Genomic DNA, 16,753 nt, shown 5'->3' with positions numbered 1-16,753 from the left:
TCCGTGCGCTGCTCGTGGCGCGCGCGGGCGCGCTCGTGCGCCTCGGCGGCCGCCCGGTGCGCGGCGTCGGCGTCCGCGGTGGCGCGCTCGCGCCGGTCGCGCAGCTGGGCGAGGGCGGCGACGACCTCGCGGTGCCCGGCCGCCGCGCGCTCCGTCTCGCGGCGGTGCTGCCCCAGGCGCTCGCGGGCCGCCACGAGGCGGGCGTGCCGCTCGACGTCGCCCGCGACCTCGGCCAGCCCGCGCTGCGCCGCGGCGGCCTCGGCCCGGGCGCTCTCGTGCTCCTCCAGCGCGGCCCGCAGCCGCCCCGTCGGCCGTCCCGTCGCCGTGAAGAACTCCGCGGCACGCTGCGCGACGGCGCCCAGCAGCGTCTCGGAGTCGTCGGAGGCGCTGGTCGTTCCCGCGGCCGCGTCGAGGGCGGCCGTCAGCGCGCTGCTGCCGCTGAGGGCCGTCGTGTCGAGCGGGGTGCCCTGCAGCAGCCGCAGCGCCCGCCACAGCCCCTCGTCGAGCGTCTCGGCGAGGATCTGCTGGACGCGGGCGTGCGCCTCCTCGCCCGTGGCCTGCTCCGGGCGCGGCGCCGTGACCGTGAGGGTCGTCGCGGGGCGCTGGTGCCACTGCTTGCGGTAGGTGAACCGGTAGGGCCCGGAGCTGAGCTCGGCCTCGACGGCGCTGGGCGCGTCGCGGTGCACGGGCTTGGCGGCCAGGACCCACGCCTTCTTCGACGAGTGCTTCTCCGTCAGCAGCATGTCGAGGGCGTCGACCATCGAGGTCTTGCCGATCTCGTTGGCGCCCTCCAGCACCACGACGCCGGCGTCGGGCAGGACCAGCTCGCGGTGCTCGACGCCGCGGAAGTCGTCCAGCCGCAGGCGGTGCAGCCTCACGCGGGGGCCGTCCCCGACCCGCCCGCGAGGCGGAAGAGCAGCGACAGGGCGTCGCGCGCCGTCTCGGCGGCCGGCCCCTCCGCGGCCGCGGCCGCGGCGAGCTCGGCGACCGCGCCGTCGGCGAAGCCCCCGACGCCCAGCTCGCGGAGCTCGTCGTCGTCGGCGTAGACGGCGAGGTCGCTGTGGCGGTCCCACTGCTGGACCCCCGCCAGCAGGTGCGCCTGCGTCGCCAGCAGGTCGTCGAGCAGCGCCTTCTCCCGCAGCGACAACGACCCCGACAGGGTCAGCGTCAGGACCGTGCGGTCCTTGGCCGGCAGGGCCGCGAGCCGCGCGGCGAGCGCCTCGACGTCGGCCGCCGAGTCCAGCTCGGCCCGCACCACGGGGAAGGCCCACGTCCCGACGCGCACGGGCTCCACCTTCGGCGGCGAGGCGTCGCTGACCTCGACGACGAGGACGTTGCCCGGGTCGCGCTCGACGCGGTCGGTGACCTCCTGCGTGCCGGAGTACCAGACGGCGCCCGAGGAGCCCACCTGCGTGGTCGAGTGCCGGTCGCCCAGCGCCACGTAGTGCAGCCGGCCCGCGGCGACGGCGTCCTCCAGCGGCGCGAGGGCGATGCGCGCCGGGTCGTCCCGGTCGGGGCTCAGCTCGTCGACCGCTCCGTGCCCCACGACGATCCGGACGGTCCCGTCGGCGGGCAGGTCGGGCGTGGCCGCCGCGACGAGGTCGCACAGCGGCCGCTTGGACGTCCACGGGGCGGCGACGAGCTCGACGCCGGGCCGGACCTCGTGCACCCCCGGGGTGTCGAGCACGACCACGCCGGGCGCCCGGCGCACCGCAGCGGAGGCGAGCACGGACGAGGCGTCGAGCGGGTCGTGGTTGCCGGGCAGGAGGTAGACGGGGACGTCGAAGGCCGCGAGCGCCTCCAGCGCGCGCGCCACGGTGCGGGCCCCGACGGCGTTGGACTCGAACACGTCACCGCAGACCACGACGAACTCGGCGTCGGCCTCGCGGGCCACGGAGGCGATGCGGCGCAACGCGTCCGTGCGGGCGGCGGTGTAGCGCGGCTGCGCGTCGGCGTCGAGGAAGTGCCGGGTCATGCCGAGCTGCCAGTCCGCGCTGTGCACGAAGCGCACCGACGAGTTCTCCATGTCCGCGACGGTAGGTCAGCCCTCCGACAGGGCCCCGCAGGACGCGCCGGGCCCGGGCGGCGTCCTCCTCAGCGGGGCAGGCCGCTCGCGCGCCAGCCGTTCGCCCCGGCGACGGGCGGCAGGCCCAGGACGTGGCGGGGGTCCGACCACGACGACGCGGGCTCCGGCGGGACCGGGACGGGCTGCACGGTGCGGATGCGGGCCAGCACCACCGTGAGGGCGGCGAGCTCCTCGGGTTCGGGGTGGCCGCGCTCGATCCGCATCGAGCTCAGCACGTCGGTCACCGCCTCGACGGCGGGCGTCTCCTCCTGCGCGCTCACAGCGGGATGTTCCCGTGCTTCTTGGGCGGCAGCGTCGAGCGCTTGGTGGCCAGCGCCCGCAGCGCCCGGGTCACCTGCACGCGCGTCTGCGAGGGAGCGATGACGGCGTCGACGTAGCCGCGCTCCGCGGCCACGTACGGGTTCGCGAGCTCGGCCTCGTACTCCTCGACGAGGGCGCGGCGGGTCTCCTCCACGTCGCCGCCCGCCGCCTCGGTCTCCTTCAGGGCGCTGCGGTGCAGGATGTTCACGGCGCCCTGGGCGCCCATGACGGCGATCTGCGCGGTGGGCCAGGCCAGGCACACGTCGGCGCCCATCTCCTTGGAGCCCATGACGATGTAGGCGCCGCCGTAGGCCTTGCGCGTGATGACCGTGACCAGCGGGACGGTCGCCTCGGCGTAGGCGTAGAGCAGCTTCGCGCCGCGGCGGATGATGCCGCCCCACTCCTGGTCGGTGCCCGGCAGGAACCCGGGGACGTCGACGAAGGTGAGGACGGGGACGTTGAACGCGTCGCACAGCCGCACGAACCGCGCGGCCTTCTCGGAGGCGTCGATGTCCAGGGTCCCCGCCAGCTGCTGCGGCTGGTTGGCGACGACGCCGACCGTGCGGCCCTCGACGCGGCCGAACCCCGTGAGGATGTTCGGCGCGAACAGCTCGTGCACCTGGAGGAACTCGCCGTCGTCCAGGACGTGCGCCACGACGTCGACCATGTCGTAGGGCTGGTTCGCCGAGTCCGGGACGATGGTGTCCAGCACCAGGTCGTCCTCGTCGACGGCGAGGCCCTGCGGCAGGTCCGCCGGCAGGACGGGCGTCTCGGACAGGTTGTTGGACGGCAGGAACGACAGCAGGTCGCGCACGTAGGCGATCGCGTCGTCCTCGTCGGGGGACAGGTGGTGCGCGACGCCCGAGCGCGACGCGTGCGTGCGGCCGCCGCCGAGCTCCTCGAAGCCCACGTCCTCGCCCGTGACGGTGCGGATGACGTCGGGGCCCGTGACGAACATGTGCGAGGTCTCCTCGACCATCACCACGACGTCCGTCAGCGCGGGGGAGTAGACGGCCCCGCCCGCGCAGGGGCCGAGGATGAGGGAGATCTGCGGGACGACGCCCGAGGCGTGCACGTTGCGCCGGAAGATGCGCGCGTACTGCACGAGGGACGCGACGCCCTCCTGGATGCGGGCGCCCCCGCCGTCGTTGATGCCCACGACGGGGCACCCGGTGGTGGCGGCGAACTCCTGCAGCGCGGCGATCTTCGCGCCGTGCACCTCGCCCAGCGACCCGCCGAACGCCGTGAAGTCCTGGGCGTAGACGGCCACCGTGCGCCCGTCGACCGTGCCGTGGCCCGTGACGACCCCGTCCCCGTCGACGTGCTTGCTCGCCATGCCGAAGGCGGTCGCGCCGGAGCGGGCGAACGCGGCGGTCTCGACGAAGGAGTCCTCGTCGAGCAGGGCGGCGATGCGCTCGCGGGCGGTCTTCTTGCCGCGGGGGTGCTGCTTGGCGGCGGCGCGCTCGTCCGCCGCGACCCCCGCCTCGTGCGCGCGCCGCTCGAGCTCGGCCAGCTTCCCGGCGGTCGTGCGCGAGGCGGCGACGAGGTCGCCGACGGGCTCCGGGCTGGCGACGGACGCCTCAAGACCACTCACGGGTCCGCAGCTTAGGGGGCTCGGGCGCGCGAGCACCCCGGCCCGGTACCTTGACGTCGAGACTGGACCGCAGTGGAGTCCACGCGGACGGGCGACGGAGACACCGGCGCCCCGGCCCGGTGGAGCGTCAGGAGAGGACAGCACGTGGCGAAGATCAAGGTGCAGGGACCGGTCGTCGAGCTCGACGGCGACGAGATGACCCGGATCATCTGGCAGGCGATCAAGGACCGGCTGATCCACCCCTACCTGGACGTCGACCTGCAGTACTTCGACCTGGGCATGGAGAGCCGGGACGCGAGCGACGACCAGATCACGATCGACGCGGCGCACGCGATCCAGAAGGCCGGCGTCGGCGTCAAGTGCGCGACCATCACGCCCGACGAGGCGCGCGTCGAGGAGTTCGGCCTCAAGAAGATGTGGCGCTCCCCGAACGGGACGATCCGCAACATCCTGGGCGGCGTCATCTTCCGCGAGCCCATCATCATCTCGAACGTGCCGCGGCTCGTCCCGGGCTGGACCAAGCCCATCATCGTCGGCCGGCACGCCTTCGGCGACCAGTACCGCGCGACGGACTTCCGGTTCCCGGGCGAGGGCACGCTGACCGTGACCTTCACGCCGAAGGACGGTTCCGCGCCCATCGAGCACGAGGTGTTCCAGGCCCCCGGCGCCGGGGTGGCGCTGGCGATGTACAACCTCGACGAGTCGATCCGCGACTTCGCGCGCGCCTCGCTGAACTACGGCCTGGCCCGGAACTACCCGGTGTACCTCTCGACGAAGAACACGATCCTCAAGGCCTACGACGGCCGGTTCAAGGACATCTTCGAGGAGGTGTTCCAGGCGGAGTTCAAGGAGAAGTTCGCCGCCGCGGGCGTCACCTACGAGCACCGCCTCATCGACGACATGGTCGCCGCGTCCCTGAAGTGGGAGGGCGGCTACGTGTGGGCCTGCAAGAACTACGACGGCGACGTGCAGTCCGACACGGTCGCGCAGGGCTTCGGCTCGCTGGGCCTCATGACGTCGGTGCTGTACTCCCCGGACGGCAGCGTCGTCGAGGCGGAGGCCGCGCACGGCACCGTGACGCGGCACTACCGCCAGCACCAGCAGGGCAAGCCCACGTCGACGAACCCGATCGCGTCGATCTACGCCTGGACGCGCGGCCTCGCGCACCGCGGCGCGCTGGACTCGACCCCCGAGGTCACGGGCTTCGCGGAGACGCTCGAGGACGTCGTCGTCAAGACGGTGGAGAGCGGCAAGATGACCAAGGACCTCGCGCTGCTGGTCGGCCCGGAGCAGGGCTTCCAGACGACCGAGGAGTTCCTCGCGAGCCTCGACGAGAACCTGGCCGCCCGCCTCGGCTGAGCGCGCCACGCACCGGACGGCCCCGCACGCTCGCGTGCGGGGCCGTCCGCGTCCCTAGGATCCGCGGGTGACCTCCCCCGCCGCGGCCCCGGCCGCGCCCTCCGCCCGCCGGCAGGTCGTCGTCGACACCGACACCGGACTCGACGACGCGCTCGCGCTGCTGCACCTGGCCGGTTCCCCGCACGCCGACGTCGCCGCCGTCACGACGGTCTACGGCAACTGCGGCGTGGAGGACGCCGCGCGCAACGCCGCCCACGTGCTGCGGCTGGCCGGTCTGGGCCACGTCCCGCTGTCCCTGGGCGCCCGCGGGCCGCTGGAGGGGGAGGCGCACATCGCGGGCTACGTGCACGGCCACGACGGGCTGGGCGACCTCGGGCTGGACCGCCCCGACCCGGACGTGACGCCGGAGACGTCCGCGGAGCAGCTCGTGCGGCTCGCGAACGCGGCCCCGGGCCGCTACGACCTGCTCGCCCTGGGCCCGCTGACCAACGTGGCGCTCGCCCTGCGGCTGGACCCGCTGCTGCTGACGAAGCTGCGCTCGGTGGTCGTCATGGGCGGCTCCGGGCCCTACCGCCCGCTGGGCGAGGTCCTCATGGTCGACGCCAACGTGCAGAACGACCCGGCCGCGGCGCGGGCGCTGCTGGCGGCCGAGCGGCCGGCCGCGGACACCGTGACCCTCGTCGGGGTGGACGTCACCGCCACCGTGGTGCTGGAGGAGGCCGCGGTCGAGAGCCTGCGCCGCGCGGGGACGGCCTGGGGCGACTTCGCCGCGGCCACGCTCGACGCCTACGCGGACTTCTACGTGCACGAGTGGGGACGCAGGGTCTCGCCCGTCCACGACGGGCTCGCCGCGGGTCTGCTGGCCCGCCCGGAGCTCGTCACCGGCACCGTCAGCGGGCCCGCCGCGGTGCTGAGCAACGGGTTCGCCACCCGGGCCCGCGTCCTGCGGCTGCCGGACGGCACCCCGCCCGCCGTGCGCCCGGAGCACCCGCCGATGCCGGCGGTCACGGCCGTGACGGCCGTGGACCGGCGCGCGTTCCTCGCCGACTTCGTCACCACGCTCGCGCAGGGGTCGCCGCGCTGAGGGTGCACACCCGACGTGCGGACGGCACCGCCGCAGCCGGGGCTGCGACGGTGCCGTGGTGCGCGGGCGCCGGTCAGGTGGCCGAGCCGACCGCCCGGGTCGCCGGGATGTAGCCGTAGGGCAGGACGCCGTCGAGGCGGGTCTGGTCGCCGTCCTCGCCGAAGACCTCCAGCTGCAGGGTCGGGGCGAGCGTGCCGCCGTAGACGGGGCCGTCCGGGCCGGGGATGGTGTCGATGAAGCTCTCCACCAGCAGGTTCGGCATGACGAAGTGCGAGTAGTTCTGCAGGGGCGCGTCCTCGGGGTTGCCCAGGACGAGGGCCGAGCCGTTCAGCGGCCGGTAGTCGCTGCGCAGCCCGTCACCCACGAAGCCGTACAGGCCGTCGGGGCCGGTGAGCCCCGGCGCGAAGGTGAACTGGTGGCTGATCGTCCAGAGGTAGTACTGACCGTCGCGGATGACCAGGTGCGGACGCTCGGTCTGCTGGTTCACGCACTCGGCGGACAGCAGCGGCGGGAGCAGCGTCCAGTCCTGCTCGGCCTCGCCGTCGAGCTCGTCGTCGACGTCGTCGAGGTGCATGAGGCCGATGTTGCCCGTGTAGAACCGGGCGTCGGCCGGCACCTCGTGACCCGCGGGCACGTCGCCGATCTCGGCCGGGTCGCACGTGTGGCTCCCCGCGACACCGGCGTTGTTGCCCTCGAACAGCGCGTAGATCTCGCCGTCGACCGGGTCGCGGAACACGAACGGGTCGCGGAACGCGTAGATGATGGGCCCGGCCATGGACTGCTCCATGGTCTGGTACAGCTCGCCGTCGGCCTCGGCCACGATCTGGTGGTCGTCGAAACCGCGGAAGAACACGCCGTCGTCGTCGGTCGCGATCGTGCCGGCCGCGTGCGCGAGGCGCTGCAACGGGTCCCCGTTGTTGGCGCCGTAGCCGCCACCGGGCAGGGGGATCGTGGGGGGCGAGTCGTCGCTGCCCGAGGCGGTGTAGAACGTGTGGATCTCGTCGTCCTCGGTCAGCACCGTGGAACCCGCCCACTCGCGCAGGCCGAACGAGGCGTCGTCGGGGAACAGGTGGCCGCCGTAGGTCCAGTCGCGGCCGTTCTTCGAGAAGAAGTAGCCGATGCGCGCCTGCCAGTGCCGGTCGCCGAAGAACAGGCCCTCGCGCGGGGCGGTGAGGGAGAAGATGACGTTGTAGCCGTTGTAGCTGACCGGGTTGCCCTCGAGGTCGGTCAGCGGCCAGGTGTCCCAGACCCACACCTCGTCGGTCATGGTCGGGAACGAGGTGGGGATGAGCGGCGTGGCGTTGGTCTCGTCGGTCGCGATCTCGAGCGCCTGGCCCCGCGTCCAGTTGGCGGTGTACTCGGCCCGCGGGTCGAGCACCGCCTTGGTCGTGACGGGCCTGGGCGGCTCCGGTGCGGCGGCCGCGGCGTGCGCGCCCGTGAACAGCAGGGCGGTCGAGACCGCCAGTGCCAGTGGTGTCCTGCGTCGTGTCATGGGCTGTGGACCTTCCCCGGGGAGCCGTGCGGCCGCCGTCCACCGTGACGGGGCCGGGCGTGAGCGAGCGGAACGGGCTGGGCGTCACCCCGTCGACCGCGTCGCCGGCGGGGGAGTGGCGTGGGGTGCCCTGGTCTCTGAAGGCGTGAGCAGCGTCTGCTGTGCGTGAACTGCGTCGTTCTTGTGCTTCGCGAGGCCTCGCGGGTGCCGAAAGTACACGGGTCCTCTCGCGCTGTCACCCGTTACGGCCGTACGGGTTTGCTCACCGCCAAATAGATCGCAGAGGGCTCACCTGCAGTGAACGCAGCGTGACATCGCCGCCCTCGGCGAACAGCGCCACGCCGTCGCTGCCGGCGAGCGGGAAGATCTTGTCGGTGATGACCGCCCGCCCGTCGCCGCCGTAGACCTCCACCGACGAGCGGTCGACGTGCACGACGAGGGAGACCCGGCCGTCCTCGGCCGTCAGCGGGGCGCTGTGCTGCGCGGGGAAGGTGCTCGAGAAGGACACCTGGCCCGAGCGCCGCCGGTCGAGGAACACCTCCTGGCGGTCCGCGTCGTAGCCGACGGCGGTCCACCCCCCGGAGCCCTCCCGCACGCGCAGGCCGAAGCGCCGGGCGGTGCCCAGGTCGAACTCGGCCCGGATCTCCAGCACGTCACCGGCCGCCTCGGGCAGGTCCACGACGCCCTCGCTCACCCGCCGGGACGCCACGCTGAGCGGCTCCCGGCCGGTGGCGAGGCGCTCGAGCTCGCGGACCGGGCGCTGCACGAGCGTCGGCCGCCCGTCCACGGTCTCGAGGACGACCTCGCGCGGCAGCGCCATCGCGCCCCGCGAGCCCGTCGCGGGCGCGGCGGCCGCGTAGTCCCAGTTGTCCATCCAGGCGGCGAGGACGCGGCGCCCTCCCGGCACGCCCTCGAAGGAGCCGGCCGCGTAGTAGTCGGCGCCGTGGTCGAGCCAGCGGTAGCGCTGCAGCCGGGGCAGGGCCGGGACCGGCGACGCCACGACGTGGTCGAGCAGCACGTGGCCCCAGCGCCCGCCGTGGGAGTCCTCGACCTCCAGGCGGGCCTCCCGGCCGCGCAGGTCGCGCACGTCCCAGGACGCCCAGTCGAGGCGCTCGCTGTCGCTGCCGGTGGCCGAGCGCACCACCCGGCCGTCCACGACGAGGTTCACGGCGGTCGCGGTGCTGCGCGCGGGCACCGGCGCGTCGGTGGCCACGACGTGGTCCAGCAGCAGGTGCCCCCAGCCCGCGGTGCTCTCGTCGACGACCCGCAGCTGCGCCGTGCGGCCCTGCAGGTCCTCGACGTCCCAGCCGGTCCAGTTCAGGTACCCGGAGTCGGCGGCCGTGGCGGTGCGGACGACCTCGCCGCCGACGAGCAGCTCCACGACCGTCGCGCCGCGCTCGCTGCCGCGGGGGTTCGCCCCGCCGCCGAGGAGCATGCTCAGGTGCCGCCGCTCCAGCCGGAACTCCGGCGACGTCAGCGTGCCCGTCGCGGCGTCGGCGTCGTAGAACGTCGTGAGCAGCTTGGTGCCGACGTGGCCGCGCTCGGAGCGGTCGGGGCCGACGACGGGTGCGCGCCCGCGCAGGCTCCCCGTGGCGGTCCAGCCGGCGTCCTCGTACGTGGTCCCGTCCGGCAGCTCGAAGTCGAACAGCACGTCGCCCTCGGGGACGTGGTCCCACGCCGCCGTGCCGGGGACGTGGGGGTGCCGGCCGCCGCCGACGAGCAGGTTCAGGTGGTCGTCCTCCACCGTGAACGCCGGCGAGGTCAGCCGCCCGCGGGCCGCGTCGCCGCCGAGGATGCTGTTCACCAGCGCGCTGCCGCGGTACCCCGTGACCGCGTGCTGGCCCGGCACCGTGCCGGGGAACGGCCGGGTGCCGAAGGGCCCGGGCACGTGCGCCGGGTCGTTGCTCGGCGTCCACCCGCCGTAGGTGCCGCCCTCGAAGTCCGCCAGGACGCGCCCCGGCGGGAGCCCGTCGGAGGCCACCGCGTCCTCGGTGGTGAAGCGCCGCCCGTCGAAGTCGCCCACGAAGTACTGGGCCCCCGAGCCGCCGGCGACCGATCCCGGGTTCAGGTTGACCACGAGCACCCAGCGCTTGCGCGCGGGGTCCCCGTCGACGGGGAGCTCGAACAGGTCGGGCATCTCCCACACGCCGTCCACGGCGTTGGCCGGCCCGAAGTCGCTCAGGTGCTCCCACGAGCGCAGGTCCGCGGAGCGGTAGAACTGCACCTTGCGCTCGGTCGACAGGGTGACCGCCATGACCCAGTACCCGCCCGGGGCGTACCAGAACACCTTCGGGTCGCGGAACTCCTTCGACCCCACGTCCAGCACGGGGTTCCCCGGGAACTTCGTGAACGTCCGGCCGCGGTCGGTGGAGTAGGCCAGCGACTGCGCCTGCCGGCCGGTCGCGGTGTCGAGGCTCGTGTAGACGGCCACCATGGCCGGTTCCTCGGGGGTGCCGAAACCGCTGGTACCGGCCACGTCCACGACGACGCTGCCGGAGAAGACGTGCTCCTGGTCGGTGAAGGGGATGGCGACGGGCAGTTCCTCCCAGTGCACGAGGTCCGTGCTCACCGCGTGACCCCAGGACATGTTCCCCCACTGATCGCCGAGGGGGTTGTACTGGTAGAAGAGGTGGTACTCGCCCTGGTGGTACACGAGCCCGTTAGGGTCGTTCATCCAGTTCGCCGCGGGCGTGTAGTGCACCTGCGGCCGCAGCGCCTCGTCGCGCACGGGCGGAGCCTCCCGGGGAGGGGCGGGGCAGCCCGCCGTGGCGGTGGTCACGGCGGCGAGCACGCCGCAGACGAGCAGCCGTCGGGCTCTCATCGCATCCTCCTGCTGACTGTGCCTGCGCTGGGAGCGCCCTGAACTGCCGAGGACGTTACCCGTGGCGGCCTCTTGATCACGCTGCGTGGGGTGTCGGCGTGGCGGATCGACACGGGACCGTCGCCGGATCGTCACGGCCCGCAGGGCGGAGCACCCTCGGGCGCGCGCGGGGACCGGGGCGACCTACGCTGAGGACGTGACCGAGGCAGGAGCGGTGGTCCAGTCGGCCGGCGACGCCGTGCGCGCGGGCGCGTCCCTGTTCTCGGGGCCCAGCTCCGGCCTCGTCGTGGCCGGTCCCCGGCCCCTGGTGCCCGGGGGCAGCGGCACGGGGCAGCTGCAGGCGCTCGCGGCGACGCTGGAGGACCAGCCGCCCGGCACGGTGGCCCTCGGTGCGGTGCCGTTCGACCCCTCCCACCCGGGGACGATGCGCCTGGGCCCCGCCCAGCGCACCCACGGCCCCGTCAACCTCGGGGGTGGCCCGCGCGTGCAGCCCGCCCTCGTCGCCGGCAGCCGTCCGGTGCCGGGCCCCGGCGGGTACGCCGACGCGGTGCGCGCGGCCCTCGCCCGCATCGCGGCGGGCGAGGCTCAGAAGGTCGTCCTGGCGCGCTCGCTCGAGCTCACCGCCCTGGGCGACTGGTCCGTGCCGGACCTGCTCACCTCGCTCGCCCGGCGCAACCCCGCCGCGACGCTGCTGGCCGTGCCCCTCGACGACCCGGCGGTCCCCGGCGGGCGCTGGCTGGTCGGCGCGAGCCCCGAGCTGCTGCTGCGCCGGCGCGGGCCGAGCGTGCTCCTGCGTCCCCTGGCCGGCTCGACGCCGCGCTCGCCCGACCCGCGCGAGGACGCGCGCCGCGCCGAGGCGCTGCTGGAGTCGGAGAAGGACCGCCGCGAGCACGCCTACGTCGTCGACGCCATCGTCGAGACGCTGAAGCCCTTCTGCCGCAAGGTGAACGCCCCCGAGCCCGAGCTCCTCTCGACACCCGCGGTCTGGCACCTGGCCACCCGCGTCACGGCCCTGCTCAGCGACGGGGCGACGACGTCCGCGGACCTCGTCGCCGCCCTGCACCCGACGCCCGCGGTGGGCGGCTCCCCGCGGGCCGCCGCGCTGGCGATCATCGCCGACGTCGAGGGCGTCGACCGCGGCTGCTACGCGGGGGCCGTGGGCTGGCAGGACGCCGACGGGGACGGGGAGTGGGTCGTCGCCGTGCGCTGCGCGGAGGCCAGGGGGCGGACGCTGCGGGTCTTCGGCGGCGCGGGCATCGTCGCGGGCTCGGACCCCCAGGCCGAGGTCGTCGAGACCGGCGCCAAGATGCGCACCGTCCTGGACGCCGCCTGCCCGCGCTGAGCTAACCTGGCCGGGCCGCGACTGGCGAGGGTGGTCACCACCGGGGAGCGGCAACGGGAGCGTCCCCGCCTCCACGGGGGTGCGCGCCCGCCGCTGTCGGGGTCGTCCGCCTGGGCCTCGCGTCGCCACCGCCGCCCGACGTGCCGAGGAGCGATCGTGACCGACGTCCTGCCCACCCCCGTCCCCACCGACACGACGGTGACCGACCGTCCGCTGTCCGAGGTCGACCCCGAGATCGCCGCTGTCCTGAACGCCGAGCTCGGCCGCCAGCGGGACACGCTGGAGATGATCGCGAGCGAGAACTTCGCGCCGCGCGCCGTGCTGCAGGCCCAGGGCTCCGTCCTGACCAACAAGTACGCCGAGGGCTACCCCGGCAAGCGCTACTACGGCGGCTGCGAGCACGTCGACGTCGCCGAGGAGCTGGCCCGCACCCGCGCCAAGGCGCTGTTCGGCGCCGAGCACGCCAACGTCCAGCCGCACTCCGGCGCCACCGCCAACGCGGCCGCCATGCACGCCCTCATCCGCGGCGGCGACGGGATCCTGGGCCTGGAGCTGGCCCACGGCGGGCACCTGACGCACGGCATGAAGATCAACTTCTCGGGCCGGATGTACGACGTCTCCTCCTACGGCGTCGACCCGCAGACGTTCCGCGTCGACATGGACGTCGTGCGCGCCACGGCGCTGTCGGCCCGCCCGAAGCTGATCATCGCGGGCTGGTCGGCCTACCCGCGCCAGCTCGACTTCGCCGCGTTCCGCGCCATCGCCGACGAGGTCGGCGCCCACCTCATGGTCGACATGGCGCACTTCGCCGGTCTCGTCGCGGCGGGCCTGCACCCCACGCCCGTCCCGCACGCCGACGTCGTGACCTCCACGGTGCACAAGACGCTCGCGGGTCCCCGCTCGGGCGTCATCCTCACCCGCGCGGAGCACGCGAAGAAGATCGACTCCGCCGTGTTCCCGGGCCAGCAGGGCGGCCCCCTCATGCACGTCATCGCGGCCAAGGCCGTGGCCTTCAAGGTCGCCGGCAGCGCGGAGTTCCGCGAGCGGCAGGAGCGCACGCTCGAGGGCGCCCGCATCGTCGCCGAGCGCCTCGTCGCCGCCGACGCCCGCGAGGCCGGCGTCTCCGTCCTCACGGGCGGGACCGACGTGCACCTCGTGCTCGTCGACCTGCGCCACTCCGCGCTCGACGGGCAGCAGGCCGAGGACCGCCTGCACGAGGTCGGCATCACCGTCAACCGCAACGCCGTGCCGTTCGACCCGCGGCCGCCCATGGTCACCTCCGGTCTGCGCATCGGCACCCCGGCGCTCGCGACCCGCGGGTTCGGGGCCGAGGAGTTCGCCGAGGTCGGCGACGTCATCGCGCAGGCGCTCAAGCCCACCTTCGACGCGGACGCGCTGCGCGCCCGCGTCGCCCGGCTCACCGAGCGCTTCCCGCTCTACCCCTCCGCCGGGGCCACGGCGTGAGCGCCACCGTCCTCGACGGCCGGGCGGCCGCGGCCGCCGTCAAGGCCGACCTGACGGAGCGCGTCGCCGTGCTCGCCGCGAAGGGGGTCGTGCCCGGTCTCGGCACGATCCTCGTGGGCGACGACCCCGGCAGCGCCTCCTACGTGCGCGGCAAGCACCGCGACTGCGCCGAGGTGGGCATCGCCTCGATCCAGGTGCAGCTGCCGGCCACCGCGACCCAGGCGGAGATCGAGTCCGAGGTCGCGCGGCTGAACGCCGACCCGGCGTGCACGGGGTTCATCGTGCAGCTGCCGCTGCCCGCGGGCGTGGACGCCAACCGGGTCCTCGAGCTCGTCGACCCGGACAAGGACGCGGACGGGCTGCACCCGACCAACCTCGGCCGCCTCGTGCTGCGCGTGCGCGAGGAGATCACCTCGCCGCTGCCCTGCACGCCGCGCGGCGTCATCGACCTGCTCCTGCGTCACGACGTCCCGCTGGACGGGGCCGAGGTCGTGGTCGTCGGCCGCGGCGTGACGGTCGGGCGGCCCATCGGGCTGCTGCTGACCCGCCGTCACCCCAACGCCACCGTCACGCTGTGCCACACGGGGACGCGGGACCTCGCGAGCCACCTGCGGCGCGCCGACGTCGTCGTGGCCGCGGCGGGCGTGCCCGGCCTGGTGACGAAGGACGTCGTGAAGCCGGGCGCCGCGGTGCTCGACGTGGGCGTCTCGCGCGTCCCCGACCCGGAGACGGGCAAGGGGAGGCTCACCGGGGACGTCGCCCTCGACGTCGTGGACGTGGCGGGCTTCGTGGCCCCCAACCCGGGCGGCGTCGGGCCGATGACGCGTGCGCTGCTGCTGACGAACGTCGTGGAGTCCGCGGAGCGGGCGGCCGGCCTGCGCTGACCCCGCGCCCGCGGGAGCCTGCGCCGACGGTGTCGCAGGCTCCCGGTAGCGTCCCGGCCGTGCCCCGAGCGAGGAAGTCACTGGTCGTCGCGACCGTCAACGTCAACGGCGTCCGCGCCGCCGTGCGGCGCGGCATGCCGTCGTGGCTCGCGAGCCGCCGTCCCGACGTCCTGCTCCTGCAGGAGGTCCGCGCCCCCGACGAGGAGCTGCGCACGGCGCTGCCGGACTACCCCTTCCTCGCCCACACCGAGGCCGCGGCCAAGGGCCGCGCCGGGGTGGCGATCGCCGCGAGGACCGAGTTCTCCGCCGTGCGGACGGGCGTGGACCCCGAGGGGTACTTCGCGACGTCCGGCCGCTGGATCGAGGCCGACCTCGACACGGCCGTCGGGCCGCTCACGCTCGTCAGCGCCTACGTGCACTCCGGTGCGGTGGGCACGCCCCAGCAGGACGACAAGATCCGGTTCCTCGACGCGATGGACGCGCGGCTCGCCGAGCTCGCCGCCGCCGCCGGGCCGTCCGGCCGCGAGGCGCTCGTCGCGGGGGACCTCAACGTCGGCCACACCGAGAACGACATCAAGAACCACAAGGGCAACCGCGGCAAGGCGGGCTTCCTCGAGGAGGAGCGCGCCCACTTCGACCACTGGTTCGACGAGCTCGGCTGGGTCGACGTCCAGCGCCGCGCCGCGGGCGACGTGCCCGGCCCGTACGCCTGGTGGAGCTGGCGCGGGCAGGCCTTCGACAACGACTCGGGCTGGCGCATCGACTACCAGCTGACCACCCCGGGGCTGGCCGCGCGGGCGGCGGACGTCCGCACCGACCGCGCGCCGAGCTACGCCGAGCGGTGGAGCGACCACGCCCCGGTGGTGGCGACCTACCGCGCCTGACCCGCCGCGGGCCGCGGCGGCAGGGCGTTGGCCGCGACGACCCCGGCGTAGAACGCGGCGCTGTCCTTCGGCGTCCGCTGCTGCGTCGCGTAGTCGACGTGGACGATCCCGAACCGCTTCGAGAAGCCGTAGCCCCACTCGAAGTTGTCGAGGAAGGACCACAGGTAGTACCCGGTCACGGGGGCGCCGGCGTCGACGGCGTCGAGCACGGCCGCGAGGTGGTCGCGCAGGTAGTCGATCCGCTGCTCGTCGTGCACGCGGCCGTCGACGACGACGTCGGGGTAGGCGGCCCCGTTCTCGGTGACGACGAGCTCCAGGCCGGGGTGCTCGGTGTGCAGGCGCAGCAGCAGTTCGCGCAGCCCGCGCGCGTCGATGCTCCAGCCCATGTCGGTGCGCGGCCCCGGCAGCTCGGGGAACTCCACGTGCGCGGTCGCGGCGATCCAGGGGCTGTGCTCGCTGGCCCCGTGCCCGTCCGCCTCCGCCCGCGGCCCGCGCCCGTCCCAGCCGCGCACGACGGTCGGGCTGTAGTAGTTCACGCCCAGCGCGTCCAGCGGCTGGTGCACGAGGTCGAGGTCCCCCGGCAGGACGAACGACCAGTCCGTGACCGACGCCGTGTCGGCGAGCACGTCGGCGGGGTAGTGGCCGCGCAGGACGGGGTCGAGGAAGACCCGGTTCTGCAGCCCGTCGACGCGCCGGACGGCGTCGAGGTCGGAGGAGCGGCGCCCCTCGGTCCGCACCCAGGCGAGGTTGAGGGTGAGTGCCACGCGGGCGGTGGGCGCGGCGCGCCGGACGGCCGCGGCCCCCAGGCCGTGGGCGAGGTTGAGGTGGTGCACGGCGGCCAGGGCGGCCGCGGGCTCGGTGCGGCCCGGGGCGTGGACGCCCGAGGCGTAGCCGAGGTAGGCCGAGCACCACGGCTCGTTGAGGGTGATGAAGGTGCGCACGCGGTCGCCGAGCGCTGCGGCCACGACCTCCGCGTACTCCCCGAACCGCTCGGCCGTGGCCCGGTTCGCCCAGCCACCGGCGTCCTCCAGCGCCTGCGGCAGGTCCCAGTGGTACAGCGTGACGGCGGGCTCGATGCCCGCGGCGAGCAGCTCGTCGACCAGCGTCGAGTAGAAGGCCAGGCCCGCCGCGTTGACGGGGCCGCTCGCCTCGGCCGTGACCTGCGGCGTGATGCGAGGCCAGGCGACGGAGAAGCGGTAGGACGTCAGGCCCAGCCCCTTCATGATCGCGATGTCCTCGCGGAAGCGGTGGTAGTGGTCGTCGGCCACGTCGCCGGTGTCGCCGTCGACGACCCGGCCGGGGGTGTGGCTGAACGTGTCCCAGATCGAGGGGGTGCGGCCGTCCTCGGCCACGGCGCCCTCGACCTGGTAGGCGGCCGTGGCGGTGCCCCAGGCGAATCCGGCGGGGAAGGCGCGGGAGGGTCCGGGGGAGTCGGGGGCGGTC

Annotated in this window: 13 protein-coding genes; 6 read left to right on the top strand and 7 right to left on the bottom strand. The window is 74.6% G+C overall.

What is annotated here, in order from left to right; translation table 11 throughout:
* From GTR02_RS11235 to GTR02_RS11220, 4 genes are all read right to left on the bottom strand, one after another.
* The coding region (locus GTR02_RS11235; RefSeq protein ID WP_166607582.1) for an AAA family ATPase at positions 1 to 878 on the bottom strand (878 nt) is incomplete at its 3' end.
* A complete protein-coding gene (locus GTR02_RS11230; RefSeq protein ID WP_166607585.1) occupies positions 875 to 2,011 on the bottom strand; it encodes a metallophosphoesterase family protein in 1,137 nt (378 codons plus the stop codon). The genes GTR02_RS11235 and GTR02_RS11230, both read right to left, overlap by 4 nt.
* Positions 2,012 to 2,094: 83 nt before the next feature.
* Positions 2,095 to 2,346 (bottom strand): acyl-CoA carboxylase epsilon subunit, encoded by a 252-nt coding sequence (locus tag GTR02_RS11225; protein ID WP_166607581.1) that lies wholly within the window; start codon positions 2,344 to 2,346, stop codon positions 2,095 to 2,097.
* Positions 2,343 to 3,899, bottom strand: a complete 1,557-nt coding sequence (locus tag GTR02_RS11220) for an acyl-CoA carboxylase subunit beta (RefSeq protein WP_205709068.1) — start codon at positions 3,897 to 3,899, stop codon at positions 2,343 to 2,345. Before GTR02_RS11220 ends, GTR02_RS11225 begins: the two co-directional genes overlap by 4 nt.
* A 225-nt stretch (positions 3,900 to 4,124) precedes the next feature.
* Between GTR02_RS11220 and GTR02_RS11215 the strand changes: the two genes are divergently transcribed.
* Both GTR02_RS11215 and GTR02_RS11210 read left to right on the top strand, forming a co-directional pair.
* Positions 4,125 to 5,339, top strand: coding sequence for an NADP-dependent isocitrate dehydrogenase (locus tag GTR02_RS11215; protein ID WP_166607579.1), 1,215 nt, complete (start codon positions 4,125 to 4,127; stop codon positions 5,337 to 5,339).
* Between the two features lie 67 nt (positions 5,340 to 5,406).
* On the top strand, positions 5,407 to 6,423 hold the full coding sequence (locus GTR02_RS11210; RefSeq protein ID WP_166607578.1) for a nucleoside hydrolase: 1,017 nt from the start codon (positions 5,407 to 5,409) through the stop codon (positions 6,421 to 6,423).
* A 73-nt stretch (positions 6,424 to 6,496) separates the two neighbouring features.
* On the opposite strand, the gene GTR02_RS11205 is transcribed toward GTR02_RS11210, so the two are convergent.
* The gene (locus GTR02_RS11205) at positions 6,497 to 7,915 is read right to left on the bottom strand and encodes a glycoside hydrolase family 68 protein (protein WP_166607577.1); all 1,419 of its coding nucleotides are present in this window, start codon (positions 7,913 to 7,915) and stop codon (positions 6,497 to 6,499) included.
* A gap of 262 nt (positions 7,916 to 8,177) precedes the next feature.
* Positions 8,178 to 10,736 carry a GH32 C-terminal domain-containing protein gene (locus GTR02_RS11200; RefSeq protein WP_166607576.1) on the bottom strand — a complete coding sequence of 853 codons (2,559 nt, stop codon included), beginning with the start codon at positions 10,734 to 10,736 and terminating at the stop codon, positions 8,178 to 8,180.
* Between the two features lie 196 nt (positions 10,737 to 10,932).
* On the opposite strand from GTR02_RS11200, the gene GTR02_RS11195 reads away from it, so the two are divergent.
* The 4 genes from GTR02_RS11195 to GTR02_RS11180 all read left to right on the top strand — a co-directional run bounded on the left by GTR02_RS11195 (position 10,933) and on the right by GTR02_RS11180 (position 15,310).
* Positions 10,933 to 12,078 carry an isochorismate synthase gene (locus GTR02_RS11195; RefSeq protein ID WP_205709065.1) on the top strand — a complete coding sequence of 382 codons (1,146 nt, stop codon included), beginning with the start codon at positions 10,933 to 10,935 and terminating at the stop codon, positions 12,076 to 12,078.
* A 156-nt stretch (positions 12,079 to 12,234) separates the two neighbouring features.
* On the top strand, positions 12,235 to 13,542 hold the full coding sequence (gene glyA, locus GTR02_RS11190; protein WP_338073749.1) for a serine hydroxymethyltransferase: 1,308 nt from the start codon (positions 12,235 to 12,237) through the stop codon (positions 13,540 to 13,542).
* Positions 13,539 to 14,426 (top strand): bifunctional methylenetetrahydrofolate dehydrogenase/methenyltetrahydrofolate cyclohydrolase, encoded by an 888-nt coding sequence (locus tag GTR02_RS11185; RefSeq protein ID WP_166607575.1) that lies wholly within the window; start codon positions 13,539 to 13,541, stop codon positions 14,424 to 14,426. Before glyA ends, GTR02_RS11185 begins: the two co-directional genes overlap by 4 nt.
* A gap of 59 nt (positions 14,427 to 14,485) precedes the next feature.
* Positions 14,486 to 15,310 carry an exodeoxyribonuclease III gene (locus GTR02_RS11180; protein ID WP_166607574.1) on the top strand — a complete coding sequence of 275 codons (825 nt, stop codon included), beginning with the start codon at positions 14,486 to 14,488 and terminating at the stop codon, positions 15,308 to 15,310.
* Here the strand turns inward: GTR02_RS11180 and GTR02_RS11175 are convergent.
* The coding region (locus GTR02_RS11175) for a GH1 family beta-glucosidase (protein WP_166607573.1) at positions 15,298 to 16,753 on the bottom strand (1,456 nt) is incomplete at its 5' end. The genes GTR02_RS11180 and GTR02_RS11175 overlap by 13 nt on opposite strands.

The sequence above is a fragment of the Kineococcus siccus genome, assembly GCF_009906795.1.
Lineage (GTDB): Bacteria > Actinomycetota > Actinomycetes > Actinomycetales > Kineococcaceae > Kineococcus > Kineococcus siccus.
This window is presented reverse-complemented; position numbering and strand designations above follow the sequence as displayed.